17 protein-coding genes and 2 pseudogenes are annotated in these 20,242 nt (G+C 75.9%); 8 read left to right on the top strand and 11 right to left on the bottom strand.

Going from position 1 to position 20,242, the window contains the following annotated elements; all coding sequences use genetic code 11:
- Positions 1-76: 76 nt before the first annotated feature.
- Entirely contained in the window at positions 77-871 is a 795-nt protein-coding gene (locus tag OU787_RS34205; RefSeq protein ID WP_442788388.1) for a COG4705 family protein, read from the bottom strand.
- Positions 872-974: 103 nt separating this feature from the next.
- Positions 975-1,502: a hypothetical protein gene (locus tag OU787_RS34210; protein ID WP_157852459.1), complete on the bottom strand. Its 528-nt coding sequence runs from the start codon at positions 1,500-1,502 to the stop codon at positions 975-977.
- A 186-nt stretch (positions 1,503-1,688) separates the two neighbouring features.
- Here OU787_RS34210 and OU787_RS34215 point away from each other — a divergent pair, with 186 nt between their 5' ends.
- Positions 1,689-2,366, top strand: coding sequence for a response regulator transcription factor (locus OU787_RS34215; RefSeq protein ID WP_030462031.1), 678 nt, complete (start codon positions 1,689-1,691; stop codon positions 2,364-2,366).
- The gene (locus tag OU787_RS34220) at positions 2,359-3,801 is read left to right on the top strand and encodes a sensor histidine kinase (protein WP_268658085.1); all 1,443 of its coding nucleotides are present in this window, start codon (positions 2,359-2,361) and stop codon (positions 3,799-3,801) included. The genes OU787_RS34215 and OU787_RS34220 overlap by 8 nt, the downstream gene beginning before the upstream one ends.
- 58 nt (positions 3,802-3,859) lie before the next feature.
- On the opposite strand, the gene OU787_RS34225 is transcribed toward OU787_RS34220, so the two are convergent.
- The 7 genes and pseudogenes from OU787_RS34225 to OU787_RS34255 all read right to left on the bottom strand — a co-directional run bounded on the left by OU787_RS34225 (position 3,860) and on the right by OU787_RS34255 (position 11,137).
- The gene (locus OU787_RS34225; RefSeq protein WP_268658084.1) at positions 3,860-4,993 is read right to left on the bottom strand and encodes an FAD-dependent oxidoreductase; all 1,134 of its coding nucleotides are present in this window, start codon (positions 4,991-4,993) and stop codon (positions 3,860-3,862) included.
- A 244-nt stretch (positions 4,994-5,237) separates the two neighbouring features.
- Positions 5,238-6,158 carry a LysR family transcriptional regulator gene (locus OU787_RS34230; protein WP_268658083.1) on the bottom strand — a complete coding sequence of 307 codons (921 nt, stop codon included), beginning with the start codon at positions 6,156-6,158 and terminating at the stop codon, positions 5,238-5,240.
- A gap of 55 nt (positions 6,159-6,213) precedes the next feature.
- A complete protein-coding gene (locus OU787_RS34235) occupies positions 6,214-6,888 on the bottom strand; it encodes a response regulator (protein WP_030462036.1) in 675 nt (224 codons plus the stop codon).
- Positions 6,885-8,372, bottom strand: a complete 1,488-nt coding sequence (locus tag OU787_RS34240) for a sensor histidine kinase (protein WP_442788616.1) — start codon at positions 8,370-8,372, stop codon at positions 6,885-6,887. Before OU787_RS34240 ends, OU787_RS34235 begins: the two co-directional genes overlap by 4 nt.
- A 192-nt stretch (positions 8,373-8,564) precedes the next feature.
- On the bottom strand, positions 8,565-9,416 hold the full coding sequence (locus tag OU787_RS34245; RefSeq protein WP_268658082.1) for an ABC transporter permease subunit: 852 nt from the start codon (positions 9,414-9,416) through the stop codon (positions 8,565-8,567).
- A pseudogene (locus OU787_RS34250) lies at positions 9,413-10,358 on the bottom strand (ABC transporter ATP-binding protein). Before OU787_RS34250 ends, OU787_RS34245 begins: the two are co-directional and overlap by 4 nt.
- 98 nt (positions 10,359-10,456) lie before the next feature.
- A complete protein-coding gene (locus OU787_RS34255) occupies positions 10,457-11,137 on the bottom strand; it encodes a TetR/AcrR family transcriptional regulator (RefSeq protein ID WP_268658081.1) in 681 nt (226 codons plus the stop codon).
- Between the two features lie 93 nt (positions 11,138-11,230).
- Between OU787_RS34255 and OU787_RS34260 the strand changes: the two genes are divergently transcribed.
- The 6 genes and pseudogenes from OU787_RS34260 (at position 11,231) to OU787_RS34285 (ending at position 18,166) form a co-directional block, all read left to right on the top strand.
- Positions 11,231-12,088: a class I SAM-dependent methyltransferase gene (locus OU787_RS34260; RefSeq protein ID WP_268658080.1), complete on the top strand. Its 858-nt coding sequence runs from the start codon at positions 11,231-11,233 to the stop codon at positions 12,086-12,088.
- Positions 12,089-12,180: 92 nt separating this feature from the next.
- The gene (locus tag OU787_RS34265; protein WP_268658079.1) at positions 12,181-13,647 is read left to right on the top strand and encodes an aminotransferase class I/II-fold pyridoxal phosphate-dependent enzyme; all 1,467 of its coding nucleotides are present in this window, start codon (positions 12,181-12,183) and stop codon (positions 13,645-13,647) included.
- Positions 13,644-14,159, top strand: a complete 516-nt coding sequence (locus OU787_RS34270; protein ID WP_268658078.1) for a CinA family protein — start codon at positions 13,644-13,646, stop codon at positions 14,157-14,159. Before OU787_RS34265 ends, OU787_RS34270 begins: the two co-directional genes overlap by 4 nt.
- A gap of 77 nt (positions 14,160-14,236) precedes the next feature.
- Positions 14,237-16,671, top strand: a pseudogene (locus OU787_RS34275) (molybdopterin oxidoreductase family protein); the annotation flags it as partial.
- A 22-nt stretch (positions 16,672-16,693) separates the two neighbouring features.
- A complete protein-coding gene (locus OU787_RS34280) occupies positions 16,694-17,176 on the top strand; it encodes a hypothetical protein (protein ID WP_268658077.1) in 483 nt (160 codons plus the stop codon).
- A 27-nt stretch (positions 17,177-17,203) separates the two neighbouring features.
- Complete coding sequence (locus tag OU787_RS34285; protein WP_268658076.1) at positions 17,204-18,166, top strand: TIGR03557 family F420-dependent LLM class oxidoreductase; 963 nt, start codon at positions 17,204-17,206, stop codon at positions 18,164-18,166.
- Positions 18,167-18,200: 34 nt separating this feature from the next.
- Here the strand turns inward: OU787_RS34285 and OU787_RS34290 are convergent, their stop codons facing one another.
- Both OU787_RS34290 and OU787_RS34295 read right to left on the bottom strand, forming a co-directional pair.
- Positions 18,201-18,923 carry a Mut7-C RNAse domain-containing protein gene (locus OU787_RS34290; RefSeq protein WP_268658075.1) on the bottom strand — a complete coding sequence of 241 codons (723 nt, stop codon included), beginning with the start codon at positions 18,921-18,923 and terminating at the stop codon, positions 18,201-18,203.
- Between the two features lie 60 nt (positions 18,924-18,983).
- A complete protein-coding gene (locus OU787_RS34295) occupies positions 18,984-20,171 on the bottom strand; it encodes an alcohol dehydrogenase catalytic domain-containing protein (RefSeq protein WP_268661739.1) in 1,188 nt (395 codons plus the stop codon).
- Positions 20,172-20,242 lie beyond the last annotated feature (71 nt).

Below are 20,242 nucleotides of genomic sequence, written 5' to 3' on the forward strand. Positions count from 1 at the left end.
TGAGGCAGGCGGCGGCACCACTACGGCCAGCATGGCCCAGGTGCCCTGAACGGATCCTGAAGACCTGAAGGAGCCTTCAGGAAACGGCCCGCTCCCGCCGACCCAGCCACAGCACCGCGCCCGCGATCACCACCGCCAGCACCAGGCTCACCGGCCCGGTCCCCAGATCCAGGCCGCCACGCTGCCGGCTCACCCCCGCCCAGTCCGCGAAGCACGCGCCCAGCGGACGGGTCAGCACGTACGCCCACCAGAAGGCGAGCACCGGCGGCAGCCGCAGCACCCGGTACCCCAGCGCCGGAACCGCGATCAGCGCGGCGAACAGCAGCCCCGACGGCAGGTAGCCCCAGCCCAGGGTGGCCGCGGTCAGGTCGCCCACCGCCGTGCCCAGCGCGAAGGTCGCCATCACCGCCGCCCAGTAGAAGACCTCCCGGCGCCCGCCCGCCACCGTCTCCACCGCCAGCGTCCCCTCGGTGCGCCGCCACACCGCGAAGACCGCGGCCAGCGCCAGCGCGAACACGCCCGCGGAGAGCGCGTACGGCACCCCCGCGGCCACGTGCGCCACGTCGGCGGCCATCGTGCCGAACACGCTCACCATCACCACCGCCGCCCAGTACACGACCGGCCGGTACCGCCCCGCCCGCGCCTGCGCGGCCAGCGCGACGGCCAGCAGTACCGCCGCCCCGCCCACCGCCGGGACCGGCCCGAACGTGTGCGCGAGGAAGTCGGACGTGGTCTCGCCCATCCCGGTCGTCAGGACCTTCACCACCCAGAACCCGGCGGTCACCGCGGGCACCTTGCTCACCACCCCCGCCCCGGACGGCCGGCGCCGGTGCGTGGGGGAGACGGGGACGGCGGTGCTGCTACTGCTCACTGCGGGGCGTTCCTTCCGGAAGGGGGAGGGGGAGGGAGTGGGAGTGGGTGACGAGGGCGGGACGCCCGGGCCCCGGCGCAGGGCCGGGGGTCGGTGCCGGTGGTCAGCCGGTGAGGGGGGTGTTGCCGGTCAGGGCGCCGGTGGTGCCGTCCACCGTGACCAGGTGGCGGGTGCCGTCCGGGCCGAGGACCACGGCCTGCCAGGCCCGGCCGCCGTCGGCCGCGGTCGCCGCCCGGATCGACTCGGCGCGGCCGCCCGGCACCGCGGACGCCGCCTTGACGAGCGCGTCGGCGGCGTCCAGCGAGGGCAGCGGTGCCGGAGCGGCCTGCCGGGTCGGACGCCCGCCGGACCGCTGTCCGGAGCGGCTCCCGTCGTCTCCGCGCTCGCCCCGGTCGCGCCGCTCGCCGCGCTGCTCCCGGCCGTGCTCCGACCCGTCGCGCTGCTCGCCCCGGGCGGCGGCGGGCCCGCCGCGGTGCTCGTGGCGCTCGTGGTGCTCGGTGGCCGCGACCGCCGCCGCCCCGCCACCGACCAGCAGGGCCGCGACCGCGACCCCGCCGCCCCAGCGGGCGGCCCGCCCGCGCAGCCACGGCGGCACCGTCCGCCCCGCCCCCGACCGCTCCTGCTCGTCCACGCCGCCCACTCCCGCTCGCGTTGCCGGTGTTCCGTGTGTGCCCGGCCCCGGACGGGCCGCCGCCCGGCAGGCGGGCGGGCGCGCGTTCGAAGGCCGGGGCCAGCATGGCCGGGGCGCGCTGAAGGGTTGCTGAAGACCTGAAGACGCCTTCAGCTACGGGCCGCGCCGACCTGCCACCCTGGGGGCATGCGCGTACTGGTGGTGGAGGACGAACAGCGGCTGGCCCTGGCGATCAAGCACGGGCTGGAGGCGGAGGGCTTCGACGTCGACATCGTGCACGACGGGCTGTCCGGGCTGGCCCGGGCCACCGACCGGTCCTACGACGTGATCATCCTGGACATCATGCTGCCAGGCCTCAACGGCTACCGGGTCTGCGCCCGGCTGCGGGCGGCCGGCAGCGACGCGGGCATCCTGATGCTCACCGCGAAGGACGGCGAGTGGGACGAGGCGGAGGCGCTCGACACCGGCGCCGACGACTACCTGTCCAAGCCGTTCTCCTTCGTGGTGCTGGTCGCCCGGCTCAAGGCGCTGGCCCGCCGGATCGGCTCCCGGGCCCCGCGCCGGGCCGTGCTCGGCGACCTGGTGGTCGACTCCGCCGCCCGCACCTGCACCCGGGGCGGCACGCCGATCGCGCTGACGCCGCGCGAGTTCGCGGTCCTCGACCACCTGGCCCGGCGGGCCGGCGAGGCGGTCTCCAAGCGGGAGATCCTCGAACAGGTCTGGGACGCCGCCGCCGACAGCGACCCCAACACCGTCGAGGTGCACATCAGCGCGCTGCGCCGCAAGATCGACACCCCGTTCGGCCGCAGCGCCCTGCAGACCGTGCGCGGCGCGGGCTACCGGCTGGAGCCCGACGGTGGCTGACCGGAGCCCGACGGCGGCCGGCCGGCCCGGAGCGGGGCGGGCCCGGGCGGCCGCGCTCCGGGCCCGCGCGGCCGCCGCCGTCCTCCGCCTCGCGCCCCGCTCGGTGCGCACCCGCACCACCATCGCGGCCTGCGCCGCCGTCGCCGTCGTCCTGCTGATCGCCTCCGCCGCCGTGGTGCTGCTGCTGCGGGTCAACCTGGAGCGCACCGTCGAGGCCGGGGCCCGCGAACAGGCCCTCGCGGTGGCCGGGCTGGCCGCCGACGGGCACCTGCCCGGGCAGCTGCCGCTCGACCACGGCACCGACTTCATCCAGGTCACCGACGCCGCCGGGAACGTCGTCGCGGCCAGCCAGAACCTGGCCGGACGCCCCGCCCTAGCCCCCACCGGCACCAGCGACGGCCACTCCACCTTCGACCTCGGCGCGCTCGGCGACGAGCACCACCAGCGGGTCACCACCGTCACCACCGGCACCCCGTCCGGGCCGGTCACCATCCGGGTCGGCGCCTCGCTGCACACCGCCGACACCGCCGAGGACCTCACCACCGCCGCGCTCGCCGTGCTCAGCGCCGTCCTGGTCACCACCGTCGGCGCGGTCACCTGGCGGGCCACCGGGCGGGCCCTGCGGCCGGTGGAGGCGATCCGCTCCGAGGTCGCCGGGATCGGCGACCGCGACCTCGACCGGCGGGTCCCCGAACCCGGCAGCGACGACGAGATCGCCCGGCTCGCCCACACCATGAACGCCATGCTCGACCGGCTCGAATCGGCCGGCCTGCGCCAGCGCCGCTTCATCGCCGACGCCTCGCACGAACTGCGCAGCCCGCTCGCCGTGCTGCGCACCCAGCTGGAGGTCGCCCACACCCACCCCGACCCGGCGGTCCGCGCCGACATGGTCGCCGGGGCGCTCCAGGACACCGACCGCCTCCAGTCGCTGGCCGCCGACCTGCTGCTGCTGGCCCGCCTCGACGCGGCCGGCCACGACGGCCCCCGCGAGACGCTCGACCTCGCCGAACTCGCCCGCACCACCGCCGACTCCCGCGGCACCCCCCGCCACCCCGTCGACCTGCACGTCCGGGACGGCGCCCTGGTGCTCGGCAACCGCCTGTGGCTGGGCCGGCTGCTCACCAACCTGCTCGACAACGCCCAGCGGCACGCCCGCAGCCGGGTCACCGTCCGGGTCGGCACCGACCCCGCCGACGGCAGCGTCGTGCTGGACGTCACCAACGACGGCCCCGCCATCGCCCCCGCCGACCGCGAGAAGGTCTTCGAACGCTTCACCCGCCTCGACGACGCCCGCAGCCGCGACCACGGCGGCACCGGCCTCGGCCTGCCGATCGCCCGCGACATCGCCACCCTGCACGGCGGCACCCTCACGGTGGCCGACGGCCCCGGCACCACCTTCCGCACCCGCCTCCCCGGCCACGCCCCCGCGTCCTAGGCCCTGTCCGGCCGAACCGCCGGGCCGGGTGCGGTGCCCCGGGACTCGGCGCGTTCGGTCACTCGGGGCGGGGCCGGTCGAACAGGGTGACCACGCTCTGCGGTGCCTCCGGGCCGAAGAAGACCTCCAGGTTCCGCGCGGAGCGGCCCGCGGCTTCGCTGCCGCGCGGGAACAGCCGCTCCTCGTAGGCGGCGAGCGCGGTCTCGGTGTCGTCGGGTCGTGCGGCCAACTCGCCCGCCAGGTCGGCGCCGTCGTACATGGCGAGGTTCGCGCCCTCACCGGCGAAGGGCGACATCAGGTGCGCGGCGTCACCGACGAGCGTCACTCCGGGCACCCTGTCCCACGCGAGCCCGACGGGAAGGGCGTGGACGGGCCGCAGCCACGGCTCCGACTCGCTCCGGGCCACGAAGGCGGTGAGCAGCGGTGACCAGCCGTCGAACTCGGCGGCGACCCGGCCGAGGGCGGCGGTCCGGTCGCCGGAGGCGATCGGCCCCATCCACTCCTCGGGCCTGTTCAGCGCCGCGTATCCGCGCACGTGCCCGTCCGCGTACCGGTGGACGAGGATGCCCCTGCCCGGGGCGAGCGCCATCAGCGTGCCGCTGCCGATCGCGGCCGCGCTCGCCCGGTGGGTGCGGTCGTCCGGGGTGAGGGCGATCTCGACGAAACAGGTTCCGCTGTAGGAGGGCGTGGCGGGGGTGAGCAGCGGCCGCACCTTCGACCAGGCGCCGTCCGCGCCGATGACGAGGTCGGCGCGCGCGGTGGAGCCTCCCGCGAAGGCGAGGTCGTAGCCGCCCGCCGTGCGGTGCCGGAGCGAGGTGAGCTTGTGGCCCCACCTGATCGTCCCGGGTGCCAGCGAGTCGATGAGCAGGCGCCGCAGTGCGCCGCGATCCACCTCCGGGCGGGCCGATCCGGGGTCCGCGGGCCGGTCGAACAGGACGGTGCCGTGGCGGTCGACGACGCGCTTGGCGTCCTCGCCCGGGCGGACCAGGGCGAGGAACCCGTCGTACAGGCCCGCTGCGCGGAGCGCGACCTGTCCGGTCTCCTCGTCGATGTCGAGCAGGCCGCCCTGTGCGCGGGCCGTTGCCGAGGCCTCGCCCTCGTAGATCGTCGCGGTGATGCCGTGGGTCCGGAGCACCCGGGCGAGCGTGAGCCCGCCGAGTCCGGCTCCGATGATGGCGATGGTCTTCTGCATGCTGCGCTCCTGGGTGGCGCCGACAGGCGTCGGCGGCGGTCGGCGCCGTGAGCGGGTGCGACGGTCCGCTCTCGGCCGGAGACGCTCACCGGTCAGAAGCTCTCTGCATCGATGTACGAGCGGTGCCCGGTGGATGGACGTACGGGGCACCGTTTTTCGCGATCCCGCAACTATAGCCCGGCAGTTGCGACGTACCGGACCGGACGCGTCGCCGACGCGTTCGCAGAGCCCATGGAGGAGGACGCTACCGGTCGGAAGCGTCCGGAGCGGCGAACAGGTCCTGGAGGGTCCGGGTCGCCAGGTCGAGCAGCCAGGTGTGGGCGGGGTCGTCGTCGTAGCGCTGGTGCCAGAGCAGGTAGAGCGGCACGGGCGGCAGGTCGAACGGCAACGGCAGTGTGGTCAGGCCCAGTTGGTCGCGGGCGGAGCGGGTGACCGCGTCGGGGAGGGCGACCACGACGTCGGCGTCGCGGGCGAGTTGCAGGGCGGTGTCCGTCGCGGGGGCGGAGACGATGACGCGGCGCTCGTGGCCGAGGGCGGCGACGACGTCGTCGACCCGGTCGCGCAGGCTCCCCCGCCGGGAGACGGTCACGTGATCGGCCGCCGCGTACCGCTCGACGGTCACCGGCCCCTCGGTGAGCGGATGACCCGCCCGGACCGCGAGGATGATCCGGTCCCGGCCGATCAGGCGGTGCCGGATGTCGGGCTGGGGCGGGGGCCCGGCACTGGAGGCCACATCGACCTCGCCGCGCCGCAGCTCGGGGGTGTCGTGGCCGGGCTCGACCGTCAGGCGCATCTTCACCTTCGGGGCCTGGCGGTGCACCGCGGCGACCAGGGCGGTCCCGCAGGCGGTGGTGAGGGCGTCGTGCAGGCGGACGGTGAACACCCGCTCCAGGCCCGCCAGATCGAGGTCCGTACGGGCGGACAGCAGTCGGTGGGCCTGCTGCACCAGGACGTGGACCTTGGTGCGCATGGCCAGTGCGCGAGGGGTGGGCGTCATGTGGCGTCCGGTGCGCACCAGGATCTGGTCGCCGGTGGCTTTGCGGATGCGGCCCAGCGAGCGGCTCATCGCCGGCGCGGTGACGTGGAGCCGGTCCGCGGCTCCGGCCACGCTGCCCTCTTCCAGCAGCGCGTCCAGAGCGGTGAGCAGATTCAGATCCAATTGCATGGCAGTAACTATATGAGTGAAAAATCATGCACTTGTTGTTACGTCAGGAAGCCTGCTAGGACGGCGGGTTGGGCCGGGTCAGGCCCAGGTCGTAGGCGAAGATCACCGCCTGGACGCGGTCCCGGGCGCCGATCTTGGCGAGGACCCGGCCGACGTGGGTCTTGACGGTCGACTCGGACAGCACCAGGCGCTCGGCGATCTCGCCGTTGGTCCAGCCCTGGCCGACCGCGAGCAGGATCTCCCGCTCCCGGCCGGTCAGCGCGGCCAGCCGCGGGTCCTGGTCCACCGCCCCGGGCAGCCGCACCGGCAGGTGGTGGGCGTACGCGTCGAGCAGGCGGCGGGTGATCGCGGGCGCCACCACCGCGTCGCCCCCGGCCACCGCCCGGACGCCCGCCAGGAGCTCCTCGGGGCGGGCGTCCTTGAGCAGGAAGCCGCTGGCCCCGGAGCGCAGCGCGGCGTGCGCGTACTCGTCCAGGTCGAAGGTGGTCAGCACCAGGACCCGGGAGCGGCCGCCCGAGGCGACGATCAGCCGGGTCGCCTCGATGCCGTCCATGCCGGGCATCCGGATGTCCATCAGCACCACGTCCGGCCGCAGCTCGGCGGCCAGCCGGACCGCCTCCGCACCGTGCCCGGCCTCCCCGGCGACCGAGGTGTCGGGCTGGCTCTCCAGCAGCATCCGGAAGCCGAAGCGCTGCAGGGGCTGGTCGTCCACGATCAGGACGCTGGTCATGCCGGGCCTCCGGCCGGGTCGAGGACGGGCGGTGCGGGCGGTGCGGGCTGAACGGGCGGGGTGGACGGGACGGGCTGGGTGGACGGAGCAGGCGGGAGGAGCGGGGCGGGCGGGGCGAGGTCCAGGTCGGCGACCGGCGTGACGTCCAGGTCGGCGACCACCGACCAGCCCCCGCCCGGGGCCGGGCCCGCCGTGACGGCGCCACCGTACAGCGCGGCCCGCTCCCGCATGCCGGTGACGCCCTGCCCGTCCCCGTCCGGAGCGCCGCCCGGCCCGCTGCCGGGGCCGTCGCCGCCCGGCCTGTTGCCGTCGCCGCCGTCGTCGTCCACCCGGACCAGCAGCCGGGCCCCGGCCAGCGAGACCGACACCCGGGCCCGGGCCGCGGGGCCCGCGTGCTTGAGGGTGTTGGTCAGCGCCTCCTGGACGATCCGGTAGACCATCAGCTGCACCCCGCGGTCCAGCGACTCCAGGTCGCCCTCGGTGCGGTGCACCACCTCCGGGCCGGCCGAGCGGATCCGCCCGCACAGCCCGGCCAGGTCGGCGATGCCCGGCTGCGGGGCCAGCTCGGGGCCGTCGCCGTGCTCGCGCAGCACGCCCAGCATCCGGCGCAGCTCGCCCAGCGCCTGCCGGCCCGAGTCGCCGATCAGCGCCAGCGCCTCCCGGCCGCGCTCCGGCGCGGAACGGGCCGCGTACGCGCCGCCGTCCGCCAGCGTGATGATCACCGACAGGTTGTGGCCGATGATGTCGTGCATCTCCCGGGCCACCCTGGTCCGCTCGGTCGCCGCGGCCAGCCGGCTGCGCTGGTCGCGCTCCACCTCCAGCCGGGCCGCCCGCTCGCGCAGGCCCGCCGGCTGCGCCCGGCGGACCCGGACCGCGATGCCCACCGCGACGGCCGCCGTCACCGCCGCGGCCAGGAAGAACAGCACGTCCCACACCGACACCGCCGAGGACAGCCGGAGCGCCACCACCACCGCCCCCGCCGCACTGGCCGCGCACGCCCAGGCCAGGGTGCGCAGCCGCCCGTGCAGGGCCAGCGCGTACAGCGCCAGCAGCAGCGCCGCGTCCGCCCGCAGCGCCGCGCCCAGTGACCACTGCACCAGGAACACCGCGCCCACCACGGCGAACGCCGTCCCCGGGCGGCGGCGGCGCCACAGCAGCGGCAGCAGCAGCGCGGCCTGGAAGGCCAGGGTGGCGGGCAGCGGCAGGTGGGTGAAGACCACGTGGTGCTCGCGCGGGCCCTCGTCGTCCTCACCGCGCACCAGTTCCGGCACGCAGAACACCAGGAACGCCCCGGCCACCACGGCCGCGTCCAGCAGCCACGGCCACCGCCCGTCCAGCCCGCGCAGCCGCTGCCCGGCCCGGGCGAGCCGGTCCAGGAACGGATGGCCGGACTCGGGCCCGGAGGTGACGGCGGGGGCAGTGGGGACGGGGGCAGGGGAGACGGGGACAGCGGGGACGGGGACTGGGGTGGCCGGGTCGTGCACGGGGAACCCCGGGGGTGGTCGGACGGCGGGTGCCGCGGGGCCCCGGCGCTCGGTGCGGCCGGGGCCCCGCGGCAGGTCAGTCTGTCAGGCGCGGCGCGTGCGGCCGAAGCGCCCTCGCGCGGTGTCGCCCGCGCGTCGCGTCGCCGGTGCGCCGTGCGGGCGACACACCGCGCCGCCCGCGCGTCGTGTCGCCTACGCGTCGCGCCGCAGCAGCCGCACCGCCGCGCCCGCCAGCGCCGCCACCGTCCACAGGGCGAAGACGGCCAGTCCGGCGCCGGGCGACAGGGTGGTGCTGTCGTGGGTGAGGGCGAACATCGCCTGGCCGGCGTTGCTCGGCAGGTACGGGTTGATGTGGTCGTGCCAGGAGCTGGGCAGCAGCGACACCAGGCCGGGCACCAGCATCAGCGAGGCGACCAGCACCGAGATGCCGCCCGCGATCGAGCGCAGCAGCATGCCCAGCGCGACGCCGATCACGCCCACCAGGGCCAGGTACAGGCCCGCGCCGAACAGGCCGCGCACCACGCCCGGGTCGGAGAAGGTCAGCGCCGCCTTGGTGCCGGACAGGATCCCGCTGCCGAACAGGAAGGCCACGAACACCCCGACGGTGGCCAGCACCAGCGCGACCGCCCCGTACACCAGGGCCTTCGCCCACAGCACCGGCAGCCGGCGCGGCACCGCGGCCAGCGTGGAGCGGATCATGCCGGTCGAGTACTCGCCCGCCGCGATCAGCACGCCCAGCACGCCGAGCGCGAGCTGCGCGAAGTTGGTGCCGAACAGCGACAGGGTGAGCGCGTTGGCGTCGGCGAAGTCCCGGTCCATGTGCCGGCCGGAGGTCAGCCGGGACTTGAACTGGTAGGCGGCGATCAGGCCGAACGCCACCAGGAAGACCAGCCCGAGGCCCAGGGTGATCCAGGTCGAGCGCAGCGACCAGGCCTTCGCCCACTCCGAGCGCAGCACCCGGGCGGCGGTGACCTTGTACGGCGGACGGGCGGGGCGCTCGGCGGCGGCCGAGGACGGGGCGGGGGTGGGGGCGATGGTGCTCACGCGGCGCTCCTCGAAGTCTCGACGGGGTGGGTGGTGGTCGAGCCGTGATACTCCACGGCGTCCCGGGTCAGGTCCATGAACGCCTGCTCCAGCGAGACCGTCCGGGTGGCCAACTCATAGAGTGCGATGCCGTGTTCGGCCGCGACGGTGCCGATCCGGCGGGCCGTCAGGCCGGTCACCTCCAGCTCCTCGGCGCCCGTCCGGCCGGTGATCTCCACGCCGGGGCCGGTGAGCAGTTCGCGCAGCTTCGCCGGGTCGGCGGAGGCGACCGTCACCCGGTCGCCGCCCGCCTGCCGGACCAGCTCCTGCACGGTGGTGTCGGCCAGCAGCCGGCCCCGGCCGACCACGATCAGGTGGTCGGCGACCAGCGCGACCTCGCTCATCAGGTGCGAGGAGACGAACACGGTGCGCCCCTCGGCGGCCAGGCCGGTGAGCAGGTTGCGGATCCACAGCACGCCCTCCGGGTCGAGGCCGTTGACCGGCTCGTCGAGCATCACCGTGGCCGGGTCGCCGAGCAGGGCCGCCGCGATGCCCAGCCGCTGCCCCATGCCGAGCGAGAACGCCCCGGCGCGCTTCTTCGCCACCGACTCCAGGCCGGTCAGGCCGATCACCTCGTCCACCCGGGCGCGCGGGATGCCGTGGGTGTGGGCCAGCGCCATCAGGTGGTTGAAGGCCGAACGCCCCGGGTGGATCGACTTGGCCTCCAGCAGCGCGCCGACCTCCTGCAGCGGCGCGGCGTGCTCGGCGTAGCGGCGCCCGTTGACCCGCACCGAGCCGCTGCTCGGCGCGTCCAGGCCGACGATCATCCGCATGGTGGTGGACTTCCCGGCACCGTTCGGGCCCAGGAACCCGGTCACGCTGCCCGGCTTGACGGTGAAGTCCAGCCCGTCGACGGCGGTCTTCTCGCCGTAGCGCTTGGTCGAGCTGCTGCGCCTCGATCATCCGGTCCGCTCCCTGCCGCTGCGGGGCCGGGCCGTCCCGACCGCCTCTGCTGCCACGCTAGGCCCGGCCCGGGCCCGGACGGCGGCACCCAGGGACGATCATTCGGCCGCGGGTGGTACCGCGGTACCACCGCCGCCCCCGTCCCCGGCTTCGGATCCGGTTCCGCCCCCGCCCCCGGCTTCGGCTCCGCCCCCGAAGGGCGGTACCAGCGCGGCGACCAGACGGCGGATCAGCGACGGGTGGTCGGCGGGCTCGGCGTGACCGTGCATCAGCAGGTGGTGGACGGTGCCGACCAGGGCGAGCGCGATCACCGGGCCGTCGGCGGCGGGGGAGAGCCGGCCGAGCCGCTGCTCGGCGGCCAGGTAGCCGGCCAGCGCGTCCTGCACCGTGCCGGGCCCGGGCGCGCCGTCCCGCCAGGCCCGCCGGACGCGGTCGGCCACGCCGCTGCGGGAGACCGCAGCGGCGGCGACCACCGGGCCGTCGGCGCCGAGCAGGACCAGCGCGGCCCGGGCCAGGTTCTCCCGGACCTCGCCCTGACCGGCCCGGTCGGCCAGCGGGGCGACCTCGGCGGCGACCCGTTCGAAGCGGTCCAGGACCAGCTGCGCGACGAAGTCGTCCAGGTCGGCGAAGTGGTTGTAGAGCAGGCCCTTCGCGCAGCCCGCCTCCTCGGTGACCGAGCGGTTGGTCAGCCCGGCGGGCCCCTCCCGGGAGAGCACCCGTTCGGCGGCGGCGAACAGCCGCTCCCGAACGTCGGGGATCGCTACGCCGCGCGGTGACACGGGTCCTCCTGGGGTCGGCCTTGCCGGTATGGGCATCTGCCCATACTGTGGGTATGGGCGATCGCCCATACTACTGTCCCGACCGGGGAACCCATGCCCGCCACCGCCAACACCGCTCAGTCCGACGCCTGGAACGGCCCCGAGGGGCGTCACTGGAGCGACCACCAGGACCGCTGGAACGCCGTCAACGAAGGCTTCAACGCGCCGCTGCTCGCCGCCGCCGCGATCGACGCCCGCACCCGCGTCCTCGACGTCGGCTGCGGCGCCGGGCAGACCACCCGGCTGGCCGCCCGCACCGCCGCCGCCACCCTCGGACTCGACCTCTCCGGCCCGATGCTCGCCACCGCCCGGGCCCTGGCCGCCGCCGAAGGGCTCGGCGACCGGATCGCCTTCGAGCAGGGCGACGCCCAGGTCCACCCGCTGCCCGCCGCCGCCTTCGACGTGGCGGTCAGCCGCTTCGGCGTCATGTTCTTCGCCGACCCGGTCGCCGCCTTCACCAACCTCGCCCGCGCCCTGCGCCCCGGCGGCCGGCTCGCCTTCGTCTGCATGGCCGACCCCGCCCGCACCGAGTGGGTCCGGCTGTACGACACCGTCCGCGACCTGCTCGGCGTCCCCGCGCCGGAGCCCGGCCCCGCCGACGGCCCCGGCATGTTCTCGCTCGCCGACCCGGCCGTCGTCCGCCGCACCCTGGACGCCGCCGGGTTCGACCGCGTCCGCACCGAGCCCGTCGAGTCCGCGGGCCGCTTCGGCGCCGACCCCGCGGACGCCGCCGACCTGCTGCTCGGCTCCGGCCCCGGCCGCCACCTGCTCACCCTGCTCGACCCCGAGCACCCCGCCGACGCCGCCCCGCGCGCCCGGGCCGCCTTCACCGCAGCCCTCGCCCCCCACCACGGCCCCGACGGCGTCCGCCTGCGCACCGCCGCCCACCTGGTCACCGCCGTCCGCCGCTGAGCGCCGCCCCGCCCGGTCGCTGAGCGCCGCCCGCCCCGGTCCGGCGGCCGCCGGGCCCGTTTCGCCGCCCGGGCCGAGGGCACACGCGCCGCATGGACCAGTCCCAAGCGCCGGTGATCGAGGCCCTCGCGGCCTTCCACGCCAATCCGCTGACCGTGTTCACCCCGCCCGGCCACAAGCAGGGGCGGGGCGCCGATCCGCGCGTCCTGGAGGTGCTCGGGGCGGACGTGTTCCGCTCCGACGTGCTGGCCAGCGGCGGGCTCGACGACCGCACCGACTCGCGCGGCATCCTGCCGCACGCCCAGGCGCTGATGGCCGAGGCGGTGGGCGCCGAGCACACCTTCTTCTCCACCTGCGGCAGCTCGCTGTCGGTCAAGGCCGCGATGCTGTCCGTCGCCGGGCCGCACGAGGAACTGCTGGTCGGCCGGGACGCCCACAAGTCCGTGGTGGCCGGGCTGATCCTGGCCGGGATCCGCCCGGTCTGGGTCGACCCGTCCTGGGACGCCGGCCTGCACCTGGCCCACCCGCCCCGCCCCGAGGCGTTCCGGGCCGCCCTGGAGCGCCACCCCGACGCCAAGGGCGCGCTGGTCACCCCGCCCACCCCGTACGGCACCTGCGCCGACCTGGCGGGCATCGCCGAGGTCTGCCACGCGGCCGGGAAGCCGCTGATCGTCGACGAGGCGTGGGGCGCCCACCTGCCCTTCCACCCCGACCTGCCGCAGTGGGCGATGGACGCCGGGGCCGACGTCTGCGTCACCTCCGTCCACAAGATGGGCTCCGCCCTCGAACAGAGCTCGGTCTTCCACCTGCGCGGCGACCTGGTCGCCCCCGACGCGCTCAAGCAGCGCGAGGACCTGCTCGGCACCACCAGCCCCTCCGTCCTGATCTACGCCGCGCTCGACGGCTGGCGCCGCCAGATGGTCCAGCACGGCCACGAGCTGTTCGGTGCGGCGCTCGCGCTCGCCGCCGACGTCCGCGAGCAGATCGAGGCCCTGGAAGGGCTGCACGTCCACGGCCGGGACGACTTCTGCGGGCCCGGCCTGGCCGCCGACCTCGACCCGCTGCAGGTCATCGTCGACGTCTCCGGGCTCGGCACCACCGGCTACCGGGCCGGCGACTGGCTGCGCTCGTACCACCAGCTCACCCTGCACGTCTGCGACCACCGCCGGATCAGCGCCCAGCTCACCCACGCCGACGACGCCACCACCGCCGACGCCCTGCTGCGCGGCCTGCGCGGACTCGTCGCCGCCGCGCCCACCCTCCGCCCGGCCGCCCGGGTGCACGTCCCCGACCCGGGCGAGCTGCGGCTGGAGCAGGCCGCCCTGCTGCGCGACGCGTTCTTCGGCCCCACCGAGCAGGTGCCGCTGGAGAAGGCGTTCGGCCGGACCGCCGCCGAGATGCTCACCCCGTACCCGCCCGGCATCCCCGCCGTGCTGCCCGGCGAACGCCTGAACGACGCCGTCCTGGACTACCTGCGCACCGGGCTGGAGGCGGGCATGCTCGTCCCGGACAGCGCCGACCCCGACCTGGCGACCGTCAAGGTCGCCCGCGGGACATGAGCACCGGCGGGCCCCGCCCCGGGCTGCCCGACAGCGCCGTCCTGGCCCGGCAGGTCACCGCCGCGCTGGCCGCCGCCGGGCACACCGTCGCCACCGCCGAGTCCCTCACCGCCGGGCGGCTCGCCGCCGTCCTCGCCGACGCCCCCGGCGCGGGCGGGGTGTTCCTCGGCGGCGTCGTCGCCTACGCCACCGAGGTCAAGGCGGACCTGCTGCGCGTCGACCGCGCCCTGCTCGCCGACCAGGGCACCGTCCACCCCGAGGTCGCCGCCCAGATGGCCGAAGGCGTCCGGGCCCGCACCCGGGCCACCTACGGCCTGGCCACCACCGGCGCCGCCGGGCCCGCCCCGCACGACGGCCGCCCCGTCGGCACCGTGCACATCGCGGTCAGCGGCCCCGACGGCACCCGCACCGCCCGGCCCGAACCGCCCACCGACCGACCCGACGACATCCGGGCCGCCGCCGTCGACGCCGCCCTGCGCCTGCTGCGCGACCAACTGCGCCCGCCCGACTGAACGGACCGGCGCGCATGCCCCGCGGCCCCCCGGGTACACGCGGCAGCCGTCGGGCAGTGACACACGGAGGTGGCGCCATGCGCGAGCGGATCGACCGGATCGCCGAACCCTGGGGCGACCGCACCCCTACGCCCCCGGGCAGCCCTGGCCGGTGCGCCGGGACAGCTGTCTGACCGCCGCCGAGGTGGACCGCTGGGTGCCCGCCGCCTCGCTGCTGCACTCCAACGGCGACGCGATGGACGTCGCGGTGCGCGACGGCCGGATCGTCGGGGTGCGCGGCCGGGCGGACGACCGGGTCAACCGGGGGCGGCTCGGCCCCAAGGACCTGTTCGGCTGGCAGGCCAACCACGCCCGCGACCGGCTCACCGTCCCGCTGGTGCGGCGCGGCGGAGAACTGGAGGAGAGCGACTGGGACACCGCGATGGGCCTGGTCGTCGACCGGACGAAACACCTGCTGGAGGAGCACGGCCCCGGCGCGATCGGCTTCTACACCTCCGGGCAGCTGTTCCTGGAGGAGTACTACACGCTCGCCGTGACCGCCCGCGCCGGCATCGGCACCAACCACCTGGACGGCAACACCCGGCTGTGCACCGCCACCGCCGCCGAGGCGCTCAAGGAGACCTTCGGCTGCGACGGCCAGCCCGCCTCCTACACCGACGTCGACCACTGCGACACGCTCGCCCTGTTCGGCCACAACATGGCCGAGACCCAGCCCGTGCTGTGGATGCGGGTCCTCGACCGCCTCGCCGGGCCCGAACCGCCCCGGCTGCTGTGCGTCGACCCGCGCCCCACCCCCGTCGCCGCCCGCTCCGAGGTGCACCTCGCGCCCCGGATCGGCACCAACGTCGCACTGCTCAACGCGCTGCTGCACGAACTCGTCCGCACCGACCGGATCGACCACGCGTACGTCGACGCGCACACCGTCGGGTACGAGGAGCTCGCCGCGGGCGTCGGGAAGTGCACCCCGCAGTGGGCCGCGCGGATCTGCGACGTGCCCGCCCGGGAGATCCAGCGGGCCGCCGAACTGCTCGGCGAGGCGCGGAAGTTGCTCTCCACCGTGCTGCAGGGCGTCTACCAGTCGCACCAGGCCACCGCCGCCGCCGTCCAGGTCAACAACCTCCAACTGCTGCGCGGCATGCTCGGCCGCCCCGGCTGCGGGGTGCTCCAGATGAACGGGCAGCCCACCGCCGAGAACACCCGCGAGTGCGGCGCCGACGGCGACCTGCCCGGCTTCCGCAACTGGGAGAACGCCGCGCACGTCGCCGAACTCGCGGAGCTGTGGAACGTGGAGCCCGAGCGCATCCCGCACTACGGGCCGCCCACCCCCGCGATGCAGATCTTCCGGTACGCCGAACAGGGCTCGATCAAACTGCTGTGGATCTCCGGCACCAACCCGGCCGTCTCGCTGCCCGAACTCGCCCGGATCCGCGAACTCCTGCGCGGCGAGGGCCTGTTCACCGTCGTCCAGGACCTCTACCCGACCGAGACCGCACTGCTCGCCGACGTCGTGCTGCCCGCCGCCACCTGGGGCGAGAAGACCGGCACCTTCACCAACGCCGACCGCACCGTCCACCTCTGCGAACAGGCCGTCCAGCCGCCCGGACAGGCCCGCTCCGACCTCGACATCCTGCTCGACTACGCCCGCCGGATGGACTTCCGCGACCGCGACGGCGCCCCGCTGATCGGCTGGCACGACGCGCCCGGCGCGTTCGCGGCCTGGCAGCGCTGCTCCGCCGGACGGCCCTGCGACTACACCGGCCTCAGCTACGGACTGCTGCGCGAGCGCGGCGGCGTCCAGTGGCCCTGCGACGCCGAGCACCCCGACGGCACCGAACGCCTCTACTCCGACGGCATCTCCTGGGCCGCCCCCGGCACCTGCGAGACCTACGGGCGCGACCTGGTCACCGGCGCCGCCGTCTCCGAGACCGAGTACCGGGCGCTCAACCCCGACGGCAAGGCGGTGCTCAAGGCCGCCGAGTACCTGCCCCCGCACGAGGACGTCAGCGCCGAGTACCCGCTGCAGCTCACCACCGGCCGCACCCTCTACCACTTCCACACCCGCACCAAGACCGGCCGCGCCCCCCAACTCGACGCCGCCGCACCCGGGATGTGGGTCGAGATCGGCACCGGCGAAGCCCGCCGGCGCGGCCTGGGCGAGGGCGACCTGGTCGAGGTCGCCACGGCCCGCGGCGCCGTCCGGGCCCGGCTGCGGGTCACCGCGATCCGCGACGGGCTGCTCTTCCTGCCCTTCCACTACGGCTACTGGGACACCCCCGGCCGCACCGGACCCGGCCCCGACGGCGGCCGCGCCGCCAACGAGACCACCGCCACCGACTGGGACCCGGTCTCCAAACAGCCCCTCTACAAGACCGCCGCCGCCCGCCTCACCCGGATCGCCCCCGCCGACGGCACCCCCGCCCCCGCACCCACCACCACCGCCTCCGCGCCCGCCGACCCCGCCGCCGCGCCCCCACCACCGGCGGCCCCGACGCGCTCGCCGACCAGCGGCCCGACCCCGCCCCGGAGGCCACCCCGTGAACCCCGTCGAAACCGTCCTGCGTACCCTGCACGACGGCGAACTCGCCCTGCACGACGACCTGCTGGCCGCCGCCGAGGACCACCGCGCCGAACACGAGTTCCACCACGTCGCCACCGACACCGCCCGCTGGTCCGCCGAACACGCCCGCCTGATCGCCGCCACCGCCGCCGACCGCGGCCTGCACCTGCCCGCCGACCGCGACCCCGCCGCCCTCACCCGGCTGCGCCGCAAGGCCGCCGAGGACCTCGCCCCGCGCCCCGACGGCCTGCCCGGCCCGCTGGAGGCGCTGGCCGCCCTGCACCTCGCCGCGAGCCGCAACTCGCTGCACTGGGAGATGCTCGCCCAGGCCGCGCAGGCCGGCCGGGACGGCGAACTCCTCGACCTGGCGAGCCGCTGCCACCCGCAGACGCTCCGCCAGATGCGCTGGACCAACACCCTGATCAAGACGCTCGCCCCGCAACTGCTGACCGCGAGCTGACCGCAACCGCCCTGCCAGGAGGCAGACATGCGCATCGGATACACCCTCATGACGGAGCAGCGCGGCCCGCGCGACCTGGTCGCCGACGCGGTGCGCGCCGAACGGGCCGGGTTCGACTTCGCGGTGATCTCCGACCACTACTTCCCCTGGCTGGACGAACAGGGCCACGCCCCCTACGCCTGGGCGGTGCTCGGCGCGGCCGCCCAGGCCACCGCCGAACTGCCGCTGATGACGTACGTGACCTGCCCCACCGTCCGCTACCACCCGGCGGTGGTGGCGCAGAAGGCCGCCACCGTGCAGCTGCTCTCCGAAGGGCGGTTCCGGCTCGGGCTGGGCAGCGGCGAGAACCTCAACGAGCACGTGGTGGGCCGCGGTTGGCCGCCCGTCGCGGTCCGCCAGGAGATGCTGGCCGAGGCCGTGGAGATCATCCGGGCACTGTTCGCCGGCGGGTACGTCACCCACCACGGACGGCACTACCAGGTCGACGGCGCCAAACTCTGGGACCTGCCCGAGCAGCCGCCCCCGATCGGCGTCGCCGTCTCCGGCCCGGTCTCCTGCGCCACCGCCGGACGGCTCGCCGACCTGGCGATCGCCGTCCAGCCCGAGCGCGAGCTGCTCACCGCGTTCGCCGGGGCGGGCGGCGCGGGGAAACCCGCCGTCGGCCAGGTGCCGGTCTGCTTCGACCGCGACCGGGACGCCGCCGTCGAACGCGCGCACGCCCAGTTCCGCTGGTTCGGCGGCGGCTGGAAGGTCAACGCCGATCTCCCCGGCACCGCCGGCTTCGCCGCCGCCAGCCAGTACGTCCGCCCCGAGGACGTCGCCGGCTCCATCCCCTGCGGCGACCGGGTCGAGGACTTCCTCGAAGCCGTCCGCCCCTACGCCGAGGCCGGGTTCGACGAACTCGCCCTGATCCAGGTCGGCGGCGACAGCCAGCCCGCGTTCACCGAATGGGCCGAACACGACCTGCTGCCCGCCCTGCGCGCCGCCTGACCCGGACCGGGGGCGGGGGCGGGGCGCGGGGGTGTCAGCCGCCGAACTCGGCGACGGCTGCCGCCACGATCGCGTCCAGCTGGGCGTGGTGCGCCCCGCGCCAGTAGACCTGGCCGCAGTCCGCGCACTGGGCGAAGACGTCGAACGAGCGCTCGGTCCCGTTCTCGATCCGGTCCTGCACCGCCTCCTTGGCGGCGGCGCGCAGCGTGCCGTTGCAGGCGGTGCACCTGGTCCACGGGGCCAGCGGCGGGGCGAACCGGGAGAGCACGTCGCGCAGTTGGTCGGCCGGCCGGTGGCTGTAGACGTAGCCGCCGGCCCACAGCTCGCGCCGGCGCAGCAGGCCCCGGTCGCGGGAGAGCAGCACCCGCTGCTCGGCGGCCGACCGCGCGGCCAGCGCCGGGTCGCCGATGTCCACGTTCTCGTACGCGGCGTCGACGCCGAGCAGCCGCAGCCGGCGGGCCAGCGTGCCCAGGTGGACGTCGAGCAGGAAGCGGGCCGGCCCGGGCAGCCGCTGCGGCCTGGTCACCCCGAGCACCGCGACCCGCGCGCCCGGCCCGGCGACCCGGGAGACCGGCACGGGGGCGCCGTCGACCCGCAGTTCGCCGACCTCGGTGAGCGGGACGCCCAGCGACTCGACCACGTGCCCGAGCGTCGAGGTGCCGTCGGTCCGCACCGCGACGGGCCCGCCGCGGTGCCGGGAGCCGACGAAGGGGTGCAGGTCGGGGGCGAACTCGATCCAGATCTCCGGTCTCTCCACGGCACCAGCATGCCAGCGGCCCCCAAGGGGTTTTCCTGCCCGGGGGCCCGGCCCGCGCGGTCAGGGCTTGAACAGCACCTTGACCGCGCCGTCCCGCTTCTGCTGGAACATCGCGTACGCCTCCGGCGCCTCGTCCAGCGGCAGGTGGTGGGTGGCGAAGGAGTCCACGCCCAGCGGATCGGCGTCGGTCAGCAGCGGCAGCAGCTCGTCCGTCCAGCGCCGCACGTTGGCCTGGCCCATCCGCAGCTGCACCTGCTTGTCGAACATGGTCAGCAGCGGCATCGGGTCGGCCGCGCCGCCGTAGACGCCCGCCACCGAGATGGTGCCGCCGCGCCGGACCAGCTCCACCGCCAGGTGCAGGGCCTGCAGGCGGTCCACCCCGGCCCGCTGCATCAGCGCCCGGGCCAGCGCGTCCGGCAGCAGGCCGGTGACGCGCTGCGCCGCCGTCGCGGCGGGGGAGCCGTGCGCCTCCATGCCGACCGCGTCGACCACGCTGTCCGGGCCGAGGCCGTCGGTCAGGTCGCGCACCGTCTGCGGCAGCAGGTCGGGCCGGTCGTTCAGGTCCAGCACCACCGCGCCGCGCTCCCGGGCCCGCCGCAGCCGCTCCGGCACCAGGTCCACCCCGATCACCTGCCGCACCCCCGGGCGCAGCAGCGCCATCCGCACGCACATCTCGCCGATCGGCCCCAGGCCCAGCACCAGCAGCGTGCCGCCCTCCGGCACGTCCGCGTACTCGAGGGCCTGCCAGGCCGTCGGCAGCACGTCCGAGAGGAACACGAACCGGTCGTCCGGCGGCCCGTCCGGCACCTTCACCGGCAGCGTGTCGCCGAACGGGACGCGCAGCAACTCGGCCTGCCCGCCCGGCACCTGGCCGTACAGCTTGGTGTAGCCGAACAGCGCCGCGCCGCTGCCGTACTCGCGCACCTGGGTGGTCTCGCACTGCGAGTGCAGCCCGCCCGCGCACATCCGGCAGGTGCCGCAGCCGACGTTGAACGGCACCACCACCCGGTCGCCCGGGCTCAGCGTGCGCACCGCGCCGCCCACCTTCCGGACGGTGCCCATCGCCTCGTGGCCCAGGACGTCACCCTGGTCCAGGAACGGCCCGAGCACCTCGTACAGGTGCAGGTCGGAGCCGCACAGGCCGGTCGAACTCACCTCCACCAGCACGTCCGAGGGGTCCTCGACCGCCGGGTCGGGCACCTCCTGCACCCGGACGTCCCGCCTGCCCTGCCAGGTCACCGCGCGCATCACGCGCTCCTTCCGTTCGATGGCCAACCCGCCTGCGGGCCGGGCTCGTTCCGCCGGTGACCGGCGCCGCC

Origin of the sequence: Kitasatospora sp. YST-16 (genome assembly GCF_026802215.1) — a bacterium.
GTDB lineage: Bacteria > Actinomycetota > Actinomycetes > Streptomycetales > Streptomycetaceae > Kitasatospora > Kitasatospora cineracea.